Source organism: Microcoleus sp. Z1_B2 (assembly GCF_036700325.1).
Lineage (GTDB): Bacteria > Cyanobacteriota > Cyanobacteriia > Cyanobacteriales > Microcoleaceae > Microcoleus.
In genome coordinates, this window is sequence record NZ_JAUBOQ010000008.1 from 49,660 (window position 1) to 64,784 (window position 15,125).

Annotated in this window: 11 protein-coding genes; 4 read left to right on the plus strand and 7 right to left on the minus strand. The window is 47.2% G+C overall.

The features are described from left to right. Window positions 1-371: 371 nt before the first annotated feature. Together argZ and QT984_RS06510 are read left to right on the plus strand one after the other, a co-directional pair. Window positions 372-2,486: a bifunctional arginine dihydrolase/ornithine cyclodeaminase gene (gene argZ, locus QT984_RS06505; protein ID WP_333275211.1), complete on the plus strand. Its 2,115-nt coding sequence runs from the start codon at window positions 372-374 to the stop codon at window positions 2,484-2,486. Window positions 2,487-2,666: 180 nt separating this feature from the next. Then, entirely contained in the window at window positions 2,667-2,846 is a 180-nt protein-coding gene (locus tag QT984_RS06510; protein ID WP_333054604.1) for a hypothetical protein, read from the plus strand. Between the two features lie 165 nt (window positions 2,847-3,011). Here QT984_RS06510 and QT984_RS06515 read toward each other — a convergent pair whose 3' ends face one another. Next, window positions 3,012-3,509 (minus strand): tetratricopeptide repeat protein, encoded by a 498-nt coding sequence (locus tag QT984_RS06515; RefSeq protein WP_333106882.1) that lies wholly within the window; start codon window positions 3,507-3,509, stop codon window positions 3,012-3,014. Between the two features lie 105 nt (window positions 3,510-3,614). Next, entirely contained in the window at window positions 3,615-4,112 is a 498-nt protein-coding gene (locus QT984_RS06520) for a hypothetical protein (RefSeq protein WP_333106881.1), read from the minus strand. A gap of 292 nt (window positions 4,113-4,404) precedes the next feature. Here QT984_RS06520 and QT984_RS06525 point away from each other — a divergent pair, with 292 nt between their 5' ends. Beyond that, window positions 4,405-4,908, plus strand: a complete 504-nt coding sequence (locus QT984_RS06525; protein WP_333054607.1) for a hypothetical protein — start codon at window positions 4,405-4,407, stop codon at window positions 4,906-4,908. Window positions 4,909-5,363: 455 nt separating this feature from the next. Here the strand turns inward: QT984_RS06525 and QT984_RS06530 are convergent, their stop codons facing one another. From QT984_RS06530 to QT984_RS06550, 5 genes are all read right to left on the minus strand, one after another. Then, on the minus strand, window positions 5,364-6,509 hold the full coding sequence (locus tag QT984_RS06530; protein WP_333233543.1) for a citrate synthase: 1,146 nt from the start codon (window positions 6,507-6,509) through the stop codon (window positions 5,364-5,366). Window positions 6,510-6,742: 233 nt separating this feature from the next. Then, window positions 6,743-7,237: a phosphohistidine phosphatase SixA gene (sixA, locus tag QT984_RS06535; protein ID WP_333054609.1), complete on the minus strand. Its 495-nt coding sequence runs from the start codon at window positions 7,235-7,237 to the stop codon at window positions 6,743-6,745. 67 nt (window positions 7,238-7,304) lie between these two features. Then, a complete protein-coding gene (locus QT984_RS06540) occupies window positions 7,305-10,946 on the minus strand; it encodes a diguanylate cyclase domain-containing protein (protein ID WP_333373563.1) in 3,642 nt (1,213 codons plus the stop codon). Between the two features lie 1,176 nt (window positions 10,947-12,122). Further along, window positions 12,123-13,397: a bifunctional oligoribonuclease/PAP phosphatase NrnA gene (locus tag QT984_RS06545; RefSeq protein ID WP_333338589.1), complete on the minus strand. Its 1,275-nt coding sequence runs from the start codon at window positions 13,395-13,397 to the stop codon at window positions 12,123-12,125. A gap of 238 nt (window positions 13,398-13,635) precedes the next feature. Further along, on the minus strand, window positions 13,636-14,133 hold the full coding sequence (locus tag QT984_RS06550) for an HNH endonuclease (RefSeq protein WP_006633674.1): 498 nt from the start codon (window positions 14,131-14,133) through the stop codon (window positions 13,636-13,638). A gap of 345 nt (window positions 14,134-14,478) precedes the next feature. Here QT984_RS06550 and QT984_RS06555 point away from each other — a divergent pair, with 345 nt between their 5' ends. Then, the gene (locus QT984_RS06555; RefSeq protein WP_333054612.1) at window positions 14,479-14,943 is read left to right on the plus strand and encodes a COP23 domain-containing protein; all 465 of its coding nucleotides are present in this window, start codon (window positions 14,479-14,481) and stop codon (window positions 14,941-14,943) included. Window positions 14,944-15,125 lie beyond the last annotated feature (182 nt).

A 15,125-nucleotide genomic window follows, 5' to 3' on the forward strand; every position in this document is an offset into this window, starting at 1 on the left:
TCATATTAATTGTGTATCAGAACCTATTTTAGGGTGCGTGATAACCTGACATTTTCTCCCGTATTTCCTGCGAAGGGTCTGTCATTTAGGATCGCGAATTAAATAACTTACAATTTTAATTGTTATTGTGGGATGGGCGTCCCGCCCGTCCAAAAAGGACGGGCGGGACGCCCATCCCACTTTCAAGAGTGGAAGTTATTTAATTCTCATTCCTTAGTGTAATCTCATATTAAACATGATATAATAAAGAGTTAGCCTTTTGAGGCTCCAGACGTTGCGCTGCTAAAATTAGTAGTCAATATTACAGTTGCTATTATACAAACTCTGTCAACATACGTCTGCTGTAGCGTCTACCACATTTTAACTGAATTATGACTGACTCAATTCGCTTCCTCATGTGTGCTCCCGACCACTACGATGTGGATTACGTGATTAATCCGTGGATGGAGGGAAATGTCCACAAATCATCGCGCGATCGCGCCGTCGAACAGTGGGAAAAACTTTACCACGTCCTCAAAGACAACGCCGTGGTAGACCTCGTACCGCCCGAAAAAGGCTGGCCGGATATGGTGTTCACCGCCAACGCAGGCTTACTTTTAGGCAATACCTTCGTCCTCAGCCGTTTCTATCACAAAGAACGCCAAGGCGAAGAACCCTATTTCAAAGCATGGTTTGAAAGCAAAGGTTTCACCGTGCACGAACTCCCGAAAGACTTGCCGTTTGAGGGCGCTGGCGATGCTTTACTCGATCGCGAAGGACGCTGGTTGTGGGCCGGCTACGGCTTCCGTTCCGAACTCGACTCGCACCCGTTACTAGCAAAATGGCTCAACATAGAAGTGCTTTCGCTGCGTTTAGTTGACGAACGTTTCTATCACCTAGACACCTGTTTTTGTCCTCTGACAGGCGGCTATTTGCTCTACTATCCAGCAGCATTTGACTCGTACTCCAACCGCTTAATTGAAATGCGAGTTGCGCCGGAAAAACGCATTGCTATTGAAGAAGCCGATGCCGCAAATTTTGCCTGCAATGCCGTCAATATTGACAAAGTTGTGGTAATGAACAAGGTTAGCGAAGCCTTGAAAACGCGCATTACTCAGGCCGGTTTTCAAGTAATTGAAACGCCGATGAGCGAATTCCTGAAAGCTGGCGGCGCCTGTAAGTGTTTGACGCTACGGGTAACGGAACCGTTGCAAGAAGATCGATCGGCAAATGTGATGGTAGAAAGCCGCACAATTCGCATGGAAGGTCACTTGCTGGATGCGGGTTTAATCAGCCGTGCTTTGGACTTAATTGTCGATCTCGGTGGCAGTTTCCAAGTGCTCAATTTCAATCTGGGAGAGCAGCGGCAAAGTACATCATCTGCCGACGTTAAAGTTTCGGCTCCTTCCCACGATGTGATGGAAGAAATGATGGGAATGCTGATTGACTTGGGTGCAGTGCCGCCACCACAAGAGATTTGCGACGCTATTTTAGAACCGGTAGTGCAAGATGGCGTTGGCCCGGACGACTTTTATGTTAGTACGATTTATCCCACGGAAGTGCGGGTAAATGGTCAGTGGGTGAAAGCGCAAAATCAGCGGATGGATGGTGCTGTTGCTATTACTGAAACCGCTGATGGCCCAGTGGCTAAATGCAAATTATTGCGCGACTTAAAAGTAGGAGAAAAAGTCGTTGTTGATGTGGTCGGCATCCGCACCATCCGCAAAACAGAATCGCGGGAACAGCGCAATTCTCAAGAATTCAGCTTTATGTCGGGCAGCGTTTCTAGCGAGCGCCGCGTAGAATTGGTGGTGGAACAAGTAGCGTGGGAATTGCGCCAAATTCGCGATCGCGGTGGCAAAGTTGTAGTTACGGCGGGGCCTGTTGTTATCCACACCGGCGGTGGCGAACATTTAGCACATTTGATTCGCGAAGGTTACGTACAAGCGTTGTTGGGCGGAAATGCGATCGCAGTTCACGACATGGAACAATCGAATATGGGAACCTCTTTAGGGGTTGACATGAAACGCGGTATTGCTGTGCGCGGCGGACATCGGCACCACTTGAAAATAATTAACAGTGTGCGGCGTTACGGGAGTATTGCAAAAGCTGTTGAAGCAGGCTTGGTTACTAACGGTGTGATGTATGAGTGCGTCAAGAACAATATACCCTTTTCTCTTGCCGGTTCGATCCGCGATGACGGCCCACTTCCCGACACGCAAATGGATTTAGTTAAGGCTCAAGAAGAATATACTGAGCTGTTACGCGGTGCGGATATGGTGTTAATGCTGTCGTCTATGCTGCACTCAATTGGTGTGGGAAATATGACGCCGGCTGGTGTGAAGATGGTCTGTGTGGACATTAATCCGGCGGTGGTGACGAAATTGAGCGATCGGGGTTCGATCGAGTCTATTGGAGTTGTTACCGATGTGGGATTGTTCCTAAGTTTGTTGGTGAATCAATTGGATAAATTGACCAGCCGCCATCATGTAGCTCAATCTGTGTAGATTCGGCGGTTGAAACCGCTTCTTGTCAAAACAAGTCAAAATCTGTACGCCAACCCACAAGCCCGCCGGGGGTTAAAAACCCCCGTCTCATAGCGAAAGTCCTCTAAAAGAGGACTGAAAAATACATTTTTTACAAGCATTTTAATGTTTTTTTCCAGTCGGTTTCAACCGACTTTCGCTATGAGACAGGGGTTTTCAACCCCTGGCGTACCAGGGGACAAAACCGATCGCTCACCGTGGCGTAAAGGCATAAAAACAGATCGCTCCTTGCCAAATTTGCCACAAACTATCTCACCTTTATATCGCGATCGAAAACCCGGTTTCTTGAGTGCGATCGCCCGTCCTCTCAAATCAAGGTAGAAACCGGGTTTTTGCCATGATAAATATTGCCTCTCACCCACAATACCCAAAAAAACGCTTGAGTACGATCGCCCGCTAATTTTGTGCGTGGGGCATCAATAATACTGGCTAGCGGCCACAGGTAACGTTGCTCGTTATATTTTTTTCAAAGGTTAAAATTCCCAGTCATCGCTGCTGTATCCGCTGAAGTTCTTGCTGAACATTTTTGAGGCGAGACATCATGTACTCAAAGCTTTCTCTATCTCCTTGAGCATTATAAAGGTTGGCTGCTGTTTGCCAGTCGGCAACTGTTGCTCTAATATCTTTTAAGTTAAGACGAACAGTACCCCGAATGCGGTAAGCATCAGCATAATTAGGTCGAATGCGGATGGCATTATTGCAGTCTCCAAGTGCAGCAGGATAGTCCCCGATCAGAAGTCGTGACAAACATCGGCTTTGGTGTGCTTCAGCAAAATTAGGATTGATTTTGATAGCTTGGGTGTAGGCTTCAATTGCTCCTTTATAGTCTTTGTTATTAAAAAAGTCGTCACCCCTTGTATAGAAGTCTGTGGAACTCGCTTGAGATATAATAACTATGGGAGCATGGCTAGACGCAGCATTAGGGGTTATACCTATTGTCAGTGGAATTGCCACGATGGTGATAGCTTGGTATAGAAAATTCATGATTAAATTGATGGGTGTATGTAAGTATATTGATCGCATTTTTAAGCTTTTTATCCTTTCGGTTCGGGCGATTTATGAAATAAAGAGGATAGATTTTAATTCCCCTTAGTCGCTAGAGTCCCAATCCTCAATTTTAACTTCCAGTCCACCCATAAAACTTACTCCTAACGAACTTTTAACAATGGATTCGTTGATAGCAACTGATTGACCCGGCTGTAAAGTTTGATTAATGATGACCGGCTTCGTGTAGAGAATTGTATTGCCTTTACCGATCTGAAGATCCGGGATACCAATCTTAATGGGTCTACTGCTGCGGTTCGTGATTTTACCTGTTACCCTAACCAGGTATGGATTGTCGGTGGATTGTACCCTCAAACCAGTGGCAATCAAGGGGTTTTGATTTCGTTCTATTGCCTTTATAGCATCGTCTATCCGTCCTCTCTCACATAGTGGCTCAAGGGATATGTGGTTGCCCGTTTTGGGATCTGTCCAGAAACAGCCCGGATACTCTTGAGCGATCGCACCGCTGTAACCCAAAGGCAAAAACGGAATTACGACAGCAGAAAGGGAAGTCGCCACACGCAGAAGTTTAAGTCTGGCCATAACACTTGGTTCCTTGAGCTTTTCTAGTGTATTGAGTGCTCAGCCTACAGCTTTTTTCTTAGAACCGATCAGCGTCAGCGCTTTGAGAATTCTCTCGAATAGCCTTTTGCTTACAGCTACCGCTTTATGTCAAGCTCATCTTTATCACTCCTCCACATACTATAGCGATCGCCCCTAAGCTGAAAAGCGGGAAAAGACGGATCTTTCTAACCTTTGAGTTATAAGTCGGAAAAAGACGGATCGAGGCGGTTAAAGTCGGATATAATAATCGAAGTTTCTCACAGCCTTGATAATGGATATTCGCGAGGTACTCGAATTTGTAGATCAAGTTGTCTACGATAAGACAGGTAAACGCCTCAATGATTTACAGCGTGGAATTATCGAGGGAACTCTGAATCGACAAAAGTATGCTGAGATTGCCGATAGTTATCGTCTTTCGGAAGGTCACGTTAAGGATAGAGGTTACGAACTTTTGCAAATGTTATCAGATGTGTTTGATGAACCCGTTGATAAACACAATCTTAAATCGGTTTTAGAACGGAAAGGAAATCTCAATATTAGTTTTGGCGATAACAATATTAGCAACATTATGGGTTACATCAATATTTGCTCCGATCGCCCCACTCCTACCCCTAATAAAAGCCGGCCTGCGACTCCTGACTTTCAGCGAGACCAGTATCAAGCCAAGATTGAAATGGTTGGTAAGTTACGCCAATTCGGCTTGAAAGACGAGCAAATAGCAGAGTTGCTGGGGCTAACTTTGGAGGAAGTTAAGCAGGTAGATTCGGAGGAATAAAAGTACGGTGCGCCTCGCCCCCCTTATATCATGTCCGGTCGATTCCCTCCGCTTCGCTTCGCCCGAAATCAGGTAGGGGCGGGTAAACCTGCCAATATCGGCCAATAATTGACAATCTCAAAAACCCGCCCGACCGGGATATTATGGTCAATCGATCGGACATGATATTACAGGCCCAGTAATGTAGCACGTTACTGGCGTGGTTTATATTAATATTGCAATAAAAAGCCTCAGACCAGCAAGTCTGAGGACCGGAGTTCCTGAAAATCGTCACTTCTTACTATTGTCGCCAACCAACAGCACAACATACAAGAGGGGTGCAACCCAGCAGGACAGTTTTTGGCAGACAGAGATTGTTTCCTGACTCGGAAGGCGAAAGCAATTTTTAATTCAACACTTCACGAAAGCCAAACAATTCCTCTCGCCATTGTCATATCTGGGTTGATAATTGTGCTTTAGGATGGGAGTCTGTCCTCGATCGCAATATAAGGAGCACCGTGACTCCCCGTATATATTTGAGTCGGGCGGTAAATGCGGTTTGCCTCTAGTTGTTCCTTCCAGTGGGCTAACCAGCCGGCAACGCGGGCGATCGCAAAAACTGGTGTAAATAAGTCCAGCGGAATTCCCATTTTTCGGTAAACCAAACCAGAATAGAAATCTACATTTGCATAAATTCCTTTCTGGCCCAATTTCTCTTCAACCACTTCTTCCAACTTGACAGCAATGTCGTAATAATCATCGCGGCCGAAGTTCTCAAACAACTGTTCCGCTAACCTCTGAAGAATAGTTGCTCTCGGATCTTTCACCTTGTAAACTCGGTGACCGAAACCCATGATTTTGTCCTTATTTGCAACACACTTCTCGACAAAAGGCCGCACATTTTCTACCGAACCAATTTGCTGCAACATATCAATCACTTCTTCATTAGCTCCCCCGTGCAGCGGCCCCGCCAAAGTGCCAACTGCTGAAGCAATCACTCCGTAAGGGTCTGTCAGCGTCGAAGCTGTTACCATTGCCGAAAATGTAGAGGCATTAATTGTATGTTCAGCGTGGAGAGTCAGACAAGTGTCAAAAATGCTAGCTAACAGGGGATCGGGTTCTTGCTCGTTGAGCATATAAAGAAAGTTAGCCGAGTAGTTCAAGTCATCCCTCGGCCGCACCGGATCGTTTCCCCGTCGCATTTGCTGGAACGCTGCTACCATTGTGGGAATCTTAGCTAGCAGCCGCACTACAGCTTCTCGAATGTATGCTGGGTTAGCCAGAGCTCGGCGGGAGTAGAACAAGCCCAGGGCGGCCGCTGAAGCTTGCAGGGCGTCCATTGGATGTCCTCTTTCTGGAAAGCATTTCATCATGTCCCGGATGCGATATTTGATCCGGCGGTGATAGCGAATTTCATGCTCGAAAGCTTCTAGTTCTTCCTTTGTCGGAAGTACCCCCCAGATTAATAAATATGAAGTTTCGAGAAAGGAACTTTTGAGTGCCAGTTCCTCGATGCTAATCCCGCGATATTCCAGCAACCCTTTTTGTCCATCGACGTAGCTAATGCTGGACAAGGTGGCGGGAACACCTTCTAAACCTGGTTTGAATTCGCCGACGACCATTGCGATACCGTTTTGTGTGAGTTCAATCTACTAAAAGTACATTACCAGAAAGCAAGATAGTGTCGCAGTCTTGACAAATAATCATTTAATTCGGGTTCAGAAACCGGGTTTTTCAACACACAGCCCGATCGCACCGCTGCGTATTGTCGCCCCTTTTTCCCGGTTTCGCCGTCCCAGAATGCGGTTTTAAGAGGGCTGGCGTCTCCTGTTAATGTCGGGGCGGTTCGCTGTTTCTAGCGCAGCAAAAACTTGGGCGCAGTTAGCCAAAACATTTGGCTGCGGCCCACAGGGGAGCCTGTCTCCGGGAGGATTAAGCCGATGATACCGGCTTTTTTGAGAATCAGGGCATCTTGCGATCGAGCCCAAAGCAAAGTTTCTGCCCAGTGGCCTAAGTCTGGTTGGTGGCCCACTAGGGCCAAGCTGCCACTACCGATGTCCTGCCATTGTTTGTACCACTCCAGCCAGTTCCCGATGTCTCCTGAAGGTGCGAGGGCGGCGGATTCTTCTATTTGGGAACTCAAACCGACTGTTTGCAGGATTTGGGCGGTTTGCTGGGCGCGCAGTAGGGGACTGGTGAGAATCAAGTCAAACTGAATTTCGAGCTCGTACAGCCGTTGAGCAATTTTCCTGGTTTTACGATCGCCCTCTTTAGTCAGGGGGCGTTCTGAGTCTGTATCATATTCTTCGGGTGCGGCGGCGATACCGTGCCGGATCAGATAAATAACCATATATCAATACTTCCAGGCATGGGGTCCCGTTTTTCTAGGAGCAGTCTAGGATATACCTACCTTTTGCCTATTCTACAACTGTATTGAAATCTGGCGCTGTCATCTGGTTGGCGCTTGTGTAGCGATCGCGCCCTTGTCGTTTCGCATCATATAATGCTCGATCGGCGAGGGCAACGAGTTCATCCGGTGATGTTTCCGCAGTGGGAATCACAGTGGCAATTCCCATGCTAACAGTCACGATCGTGCTCACATTAGATTGCTCGTGAGGGATTCCCAAAACTCGGATTGCCTCTCGGATCGACTCAGCAACCGCGATCGCGCCATCCGCATCCGTATTCGGTAGGATAGCAGCGAATTCTTCCCCCCCGTAACGTGCAAACAGATCCGATGAGCGTTTAACCGCTTGTGCCGCCGATGAAGCCACTTTTACTAAACAAATATCCCCCGCTTGATGTCCGTAGCAATCGTTATATCGCTTGAAATAATCTACATCCAACATAATCAACGAAAGCTGTTGTTTCCCCTGCATCAGTCGGTGCCATTCCGACGGCAATCGCTCATCAAAACAGCGGCGGTTTGCTACTTGTGTTAACCCATCTGTCGTAGCAATTAATCTTTCTTGTTCTGCCCGGTGTCTGAGCATCTCCTCGGCCCGCTTGCGTTCTGTAATATCAGCAAAAGTCGTTACTACTGCATAGGGTTGAGACTGATTCATCTGGAACAGCGGTTGCGAATTAATCGAAATCCAAGTCAGCGTTTTATCCGATTTGTGAATGCCCATCACCACATTTGATAGGGGTTTTCCCGTCCGTAGGGTAATCATTGCCGGATGCTGTTGGCAGGGGAAAGGAGAGCCATCTTCGTGAACGGTTCGCCAGTCTAAATCTATGGATGTACGCCCCATCAGTTGTTCGGGGGTCAGTCCGAGAATCCTTCCGGCACTAGCATTACAGGTAGTAATTTGTCCGTCTGCTAGCTGAAGTACGACGCCTTCAGTCATGCTTGTAATCACAGAACGATACCGTTCCTCGCTCTCCTGCAATTGACTCAGGAGAATGTTTTTAGCATCAAACTCTGAAGCCAGATGCAGGCTACCCGCCAAAAACCCCGCCATCAGTTGTAAGGTATGAATATCTGACTCTGTAAAGGCACAGGGTTTAGCGGAAACAACTTTTAAGACGCCAACCCGATCGTCCTGATAGAACAAGGGAACAACCACCAATGACCGGATACCAATGCGCTGACAGACAGCCTGATCCACCCGTGCATCGGCTTGTGAATCATCGCAAAGCATGATTTGGCCGGTCGCAATACATTTTCCCGATAAACTTGTCCCTACTTTGATCCGTAATCCCACATAGGCGCTGGCGATACCGCTGGCTGCCCGATACACCAACTCATCCCCTTCCAGCATTTCAATCACGGCCCCATCGGCACCGAGCGATTTTTGAGTTCGATCGGTAATCACCGCCATCACTGCATCCAGGTTAGGATTGGGGGTGGCGATTTCCTGTTGGGTGGCAATCACCACCGCCAGACGCTCGAACTCTTGTTGCAATGCTGCTTCTGCTTGCTTGCGATCGGTGATATTTTTCATAAAGCAGTGATGCCCGATCGATCGCTCCTGCGAGTCGTAGGCCGCCAACATCACCACGTGCTTGTAAAAGATCGAGCCATCTTTCCGGATACCCCGGGCCTCAACCTCCACTCGGCCCTCGGCTAGCATTTTTTGATAAGCGGCCATCATCCTGTCGCAGTCTTCGGGATGAACTGTTTTCTGCCAACTCATACCAACCATTTCTTCAGGCTGATAACCTGCTATATTCGCGTAGGCTTGATTAACGGTGATGTACCGTCCGAAAATATCCAGCCGCGAGATGCCCTCAACGGCATTAGCAAGAGCTGTACTCAATTCTCTGAGTTCTGTTTCTGCCTGGACAAGATCCGTAATGTCTTGGGATGTACCAAACAACCGAATGACTTTTCCCTCTGCATTGAGTTGAACCTGTCCTCTGGCTTCGGTATGGCGGATAGAGCCATTCGGGCCCACGACTCTGAGGCGCAATAGATAAGGCTCTCCGTGACTGAGCGCTCGTTGAACTACCAGGTGTAGCTGTTTGGCACTTTCGGGATGGTAAAGCCGCAGGTTTTCTTCATAAGTAGGTTCGCCTAGGGCCCTGGATCGTCCCAAAATCTCGAATAGTTCGGGAGACCAGGTAATTTTACCCGTACTCACGTCCCACTCCCAGTTACCGATGTGGGCAACCCGCTGGGCTTCTGACAACCGGGTTTCACTCTTTTGCAGGTCTGTTTCTGTCTGCTGGCGGTCGGTAATGTCCTTTTCGTTCACCAGCAACATCGGGTTGCCCGTTACCGGGTCGTTGGTACACCGCACGTCCATCCCATGCCAGCGAATTCCCGCCAGAGTAATCACTTGAGCCTCCGTGCTAAATACCTCACCGGACTTAAGAACTGCCATTGCTCGCTCTGCTACCTGAGAGTCAACAAAGCGGCTCAGAAAAGCATTGTCTGTCGCAGAGTGAGGTGGCTGCATATCTCCGTAACAGCGCAAGGCCGCCGGGTTTTGCAGCAGCGGCACACCTTCGAGGGTGTACAGCGAAACCATCAGCGTGGTGTGTCGGATTGCCTCGATCGATCGTAGGGTTTCCGGCTCGATTTGAGGAGCGGTTTCGACCGTACCCTCCACCAGGATTGCCAAACGCCCGCCATCAATCCTGATGCCAGAGCACCGACAGCCGACAGAAACAGGCTCACCGCCCGGATAAAACGTCCACTGCTCGGACAAGGTTTGGCCTTGCTCAAACTGCTGCTGATAGCTCTGCAAGCGAATCCGAGTAGACTCTGACAACATATCCCTAAAGTTGTGGCTCGCCAGTTGCTGCCGCGTCGAAGCATCCCACAGGTACAAGGAAGCTTGGTTTGCCCACCGCATTTGCCAATCCTCAATATCAAATATCCAGATCGGGTTTTGCAACAAGTCAAAGGCTTTGAGGTGGACAATATCGCCGCTCAGGGAAGAGGCAAACTTTGGTTTTAGGCAATTTTGATGATTGACTCTGGGCGCGCTTTCTGTATTGGGATCAGTTTGATTCGGTTCTGTTTCGAGTTCCGGCGGTTGATTTGGCCCGATCGCCGGGCCGTGAGATTCCAAGTGCCGCATCCTCAACCCGATGTGCATTGCAACCTGTTGCAGGATCTCAATGTCGAGAGGTTCCCACTGACGCGGACTTCGGCATTGATGAGCAATCAACAGTCCCCAAAGCTTCGGAGATTGCTGCTGTTGGCCATCTAGCAAGATTGGCGCAACTAAATTTGCCTGAACTTGGATGCGATCGAGCAATTCGACATCACAAGCTTGAATATCACCAGCGTGAATATCAGAAATGGCACTCGTTTCCCCCTGGCTGTAGCGATCTACCCAGGTAGCTTCAAGGCAAGGGTCATGAATCAGTTGTCCCTGGATTGGCCGCCACCGATCGCCAACAGATTCAGCAAATACTACCCTCTCTCTATGCGGTAGGAATCGATAAATAATCACGCGATCTGTTTGCAGCAGCACCCTGGTTTCGTGTAGCGCACATTGCAAAATTGTCTCCAGATCCACGAACTCGTTGATTTTAAGTGCAATTTCTGAAACTTTTTCTATGCTTTTCTCTAACGACCAAGAGAAAGTCTTTTTTGTAGACATCTCCGTGTTCCTTGTTTGTTTAAGCTATTTTCTACTATTCTAACCCGCCACAAATAAATATAATAATTTCTTTTAACTCGTAGGAATCGCTGGCTGGGCTTAGGAAAAAATCAATATTTATGTGGCTAGCCAATTTTATGCTGACTGCTACAATTGCTTTTTTGATGTCATTTCGCCAAAGTTTTAGGTTATTTGGTATCTATTTTGCTTCTTCTCAATCGTTTTTTGGCTAATTATTATCGCAAAGCTACTGCACCAACTATAACAAATTGTGATTGATTTAGCGAATAAATAATAAAACTCCCCAAAATTAACCCTGTATAATTGTTAAAACCTCATAATTCTTGTGGAGTTTAGTAAAATAGAACACACTAAATTTGCCCCTCAACCTGGTTTTTTTATCAAAATACTTCGTGATATCCCTTGACAATTGTTAAAAAACCCGGTTTCTTTAGTGTATGATTTGGGAAAATTGGTAGAAAATTTATTACTGTTAGTCCTGGAGAACTCAACCGGGTTTTTCAACCTCCTTACTTCCTTAAAACTGAACATATTGCACGATTTTAAATAAATTTTCTATGGGCGGATTCTCCTGTCCTACCCGTACTACCCACAATAAAATTTAATTTTTATGGGACAGGCCGGAAAGCCTGTTCCTGGCAGAGGTAGACTGGGCAGGAGTTCCCACCCTGAATAAGAGTTAAAAAACCTGGTTGATGAGAGTTGGAGTGCGGGCATGACTGATTGTCAAGTTGAGATTGTGCCCGGAATGAGAAAAAAACACGGCCAAACCTGGTAGCAACCGGAGGTCGAAAAGCTCGCATTCCCAGGCTGTTGCTGGAATCAATACTGCAGCTAGAAACTCCCGATTGATATCGTGTCCGGTCGATGAACCGCGATTTTTGTAGGGGCGAGTTCACCAAGAATACCTGCCAATAATTGACAATCTCAAAAACTCGCCCCGACCGGGATATTACAGCATATTCCATGTATATGTGGTACACACAAGAAGAGAGACGCGAGTAAGGTGCGGATACACCCGTCAATCTGCAATCTTTATCAAATATGAAGGAGCGACGAACCCTACGGACTACGGACTAACACCACATAATATAGCTGCTCCTGTACTTCATGAACCACCGAATATGCTGTATGATTAATCGATCGGACATGATATTAATGATCGTAAACAGGATTGTCTTTAGGACTAATTAAATGCAGCAACTTTTGCTTAATCTGATCGTCGAATACTTCCCATTTTAGCCTTGCATAATCGCTCTTCTCATTCCCGCCAGAAAGAAATCCCACGGGAATTTCAAAACCTCCAGCTTGACTTCTGCCACCACCAAAAAAGCGTCCTTGAGCATCTTGACCGAAGGCTTCTTTAATGAATTCGTCGGGGTCGAGAGTAAGTTTATTAGTTCGCAGCGAGCCAATTACTACTTCAATTTCTTCGTCTTTGTCGTGAACAATTGCGTAGACAACGGCTGTGTGTACGTTCTCCTCTGTTACTAAAAAGTCCGCAGCTTGGGGAATAGAATCCCGATCGTCATAGCGGAGATAGCCGATGCCGGCGATCGAAAAATTGTTCTGGACGGTGCGGTGTTTGAGCGATCGCTCGATCGCGTCCATCACCCACTTAGAACGAGATGACTGTAACACGGCATTCAGCAACTGCGGGTCGTAAAACCGGCTCAAATAAGCTGCCGCTAGAAAGTCCTCTTCCTGAGCTTGTCTGAGGGCGATCGTATCCGATCGCAAACCGTGCATCAAAGCTGTAGCGCACTTGATGTGCAGACTGACGCTGGCGTCGAGAGCTAAAAGTCCAGACTGTAAATACTCGGCAAAAATCGTGGCTGTAGCGCGGATTTGAGGGCGCAAATCGATAAATTCTGCGTTCATTTCCCCCTGCAAATTATGATGATCGATGACGGCGGCGATCGGAACTCCAGCCGCTAAAATATACTCGGTTAAGTTACAAGTCGTCCCTTGATTGTCAATGAAAGCGCAGCCCTGAAACACCGACAAATCCTTAGTTTTTAGTGTTTCCACCGTCCAGCGCTGCAACGGCAACCCTGTCAATTTAACTAAGGCAATATTTTCTTGGTGGCTGAGGGCGCCGGCGTAGATAATCTCGCATTGGATATCGTACTGTTCGGCGATTAATTTGTAAGTCCAAGCGCTAGAAAGTGCGTCGGGATCTGGAAAATCTTGCAGCAAGATTAACTGGCGAGTGCCTTTGTGCCGATCGAACATTTGGCGCAATTGCTCGACTTTGCGATCGTGCAATTCCTCGCGGAGACGGCCGCGATTCTCTTCGGAAGCAACTTCGGCTTTGCTGCGCCGTTTCCCAGGCGCACTCACTCCGGGTACAACCTCGCTGCTGGCCTCAAGTTCACCTTCGCGGTTGCCGGATGTTTCATCGGAATTGTTAGGGGGATGGTCTTTCATCGTTGAAAATTAACAATTTAACTATTTCAAGATTTGCACGACATTCGATCTTAAACCCGGTTTCTTTGTAGATGCCTGTTTGTCAAAGCCCATACTTTTTACGAGAAACCTGATTTAAGATGGTAAATTCTCTGTTTACTTTTTTAATTCATGGAGAGAGTGCGTGTTGCCAGGAACGAAGCAATCTCAGAACTAATAACTCCCGCAAAAAACCCCCGCGCTTGCGCTGACAGGGGTTTTAAAGGCCTATTACATATTTTTGCCATTCTTTGTGCATACCGCTCTTAACGTGTTTAGTGACTTCAAAATAAAGACCGCTGTGAGGTTTCCTAGGCGGATAGCGCAGCGACATTCCCGCTTCTTTCGGCGTCCGGCTGCCTTTATTGACATTGCAGCGCACGCAAGCGGTGACGAGATTTTCCCAACTGTCCCCTCCTCCGCGCGATCGGGGAATTACATGATCGAGGGTTAAATCGTCGCCCGTATAACTACAGTATTGACAAGAGTGTGCGTCCCGGTGCAAGATGTTCCGGCGGGTTAGCGGAATATCCTTATAGGGAACTCGGACATAATGCCGCAGTCGGATCACAGTTGGTAGCGGGAAGTTTGGCGCAATAAATTTCCCGTTGTGTTCTACCTGTTCTGCTTTTCCTTTCAGCAACAAAACTACCGCCCTTCGCCAATTGGTGATGTTAAGGGGTTCGTAGGAGGCGTTCAGCACCAGAACATTGCCCATTGTTGATTATTAAAGAGAATATTTTTCCCGATGGTAACACAGGTTCCACTTTAGGTGGGGCGGGATCGGGAAGAGCGAGGCGATCGCAAAAAACGCTGAAAAACCAATCCTTTACCCTATACCTTCGCGCCTGCGCCCCCTAGGGCTGCATCTATTTTCTGCCTTTGGTGTTTGTCAGCGAGCTTTTTTCCCGGAGTTTTGGCCCAGATGAGGCCAGTGTGTGCGATCGCAAAAATTTGCCGAATAAATTTTATTTTTTTCTCTAAATGCCTAATCTTCCCGGCAACAAACAGTTTAAATTTTTAGACTATTAGTAACCTTAAATGAAAAAGCTTATTACTGCTCATGAAATTTCGGCTCTTAAAGTCAGTTTTTAGCGCGTCAATTATTGCCCTTGCTGCTCCGATTTTAGCAAACAGTCCAGCCTTCGCCCAAGCGCCTTCATTCTTCTGTGGCGCTACTGGTGGCCGCCCCGCTACAATTGCAGTCCAACAAGGCAAAAATATTCCCGTTATTTTGTGGCTAGCTGATAACTATTTCAATGAATCAGGAGAAGATGCGATTACTCGGTGCACCAGAGTCTCAGGAATTCTCAACAACTCGCAACCGCAAGGAAGCTGGGATAATATTGTCACAGCAGGTGCATCTAGCAACGGTCAATTAATTATTTGTGCAGCTAATCCTCAAGATGGTTCCTGTAGATTATTATATCAAGTACCCAAAGGTCAAAATCCCGAACAAGCCCGACAAGAACTCTTAAAAAGAGTTACAAATCCTAATGTAAGTGTTTCGCCTGTTAAAGTAAATTGATAATCATTAGTAGGGACACCGCACCGTGCCCATAGGTGTCAACTTAAGGTACAACAAATAGTCCGGCAGGGGTTGAAACCCCTGCCTCAAAGCTAAAGTCCTCGCTTCAGAGGACTAATGAGTGGAGATTCTTCTCTTCAGTCCTCTTTGAGAGGACTTTCGCTATTAGACAGGGGTTTCAA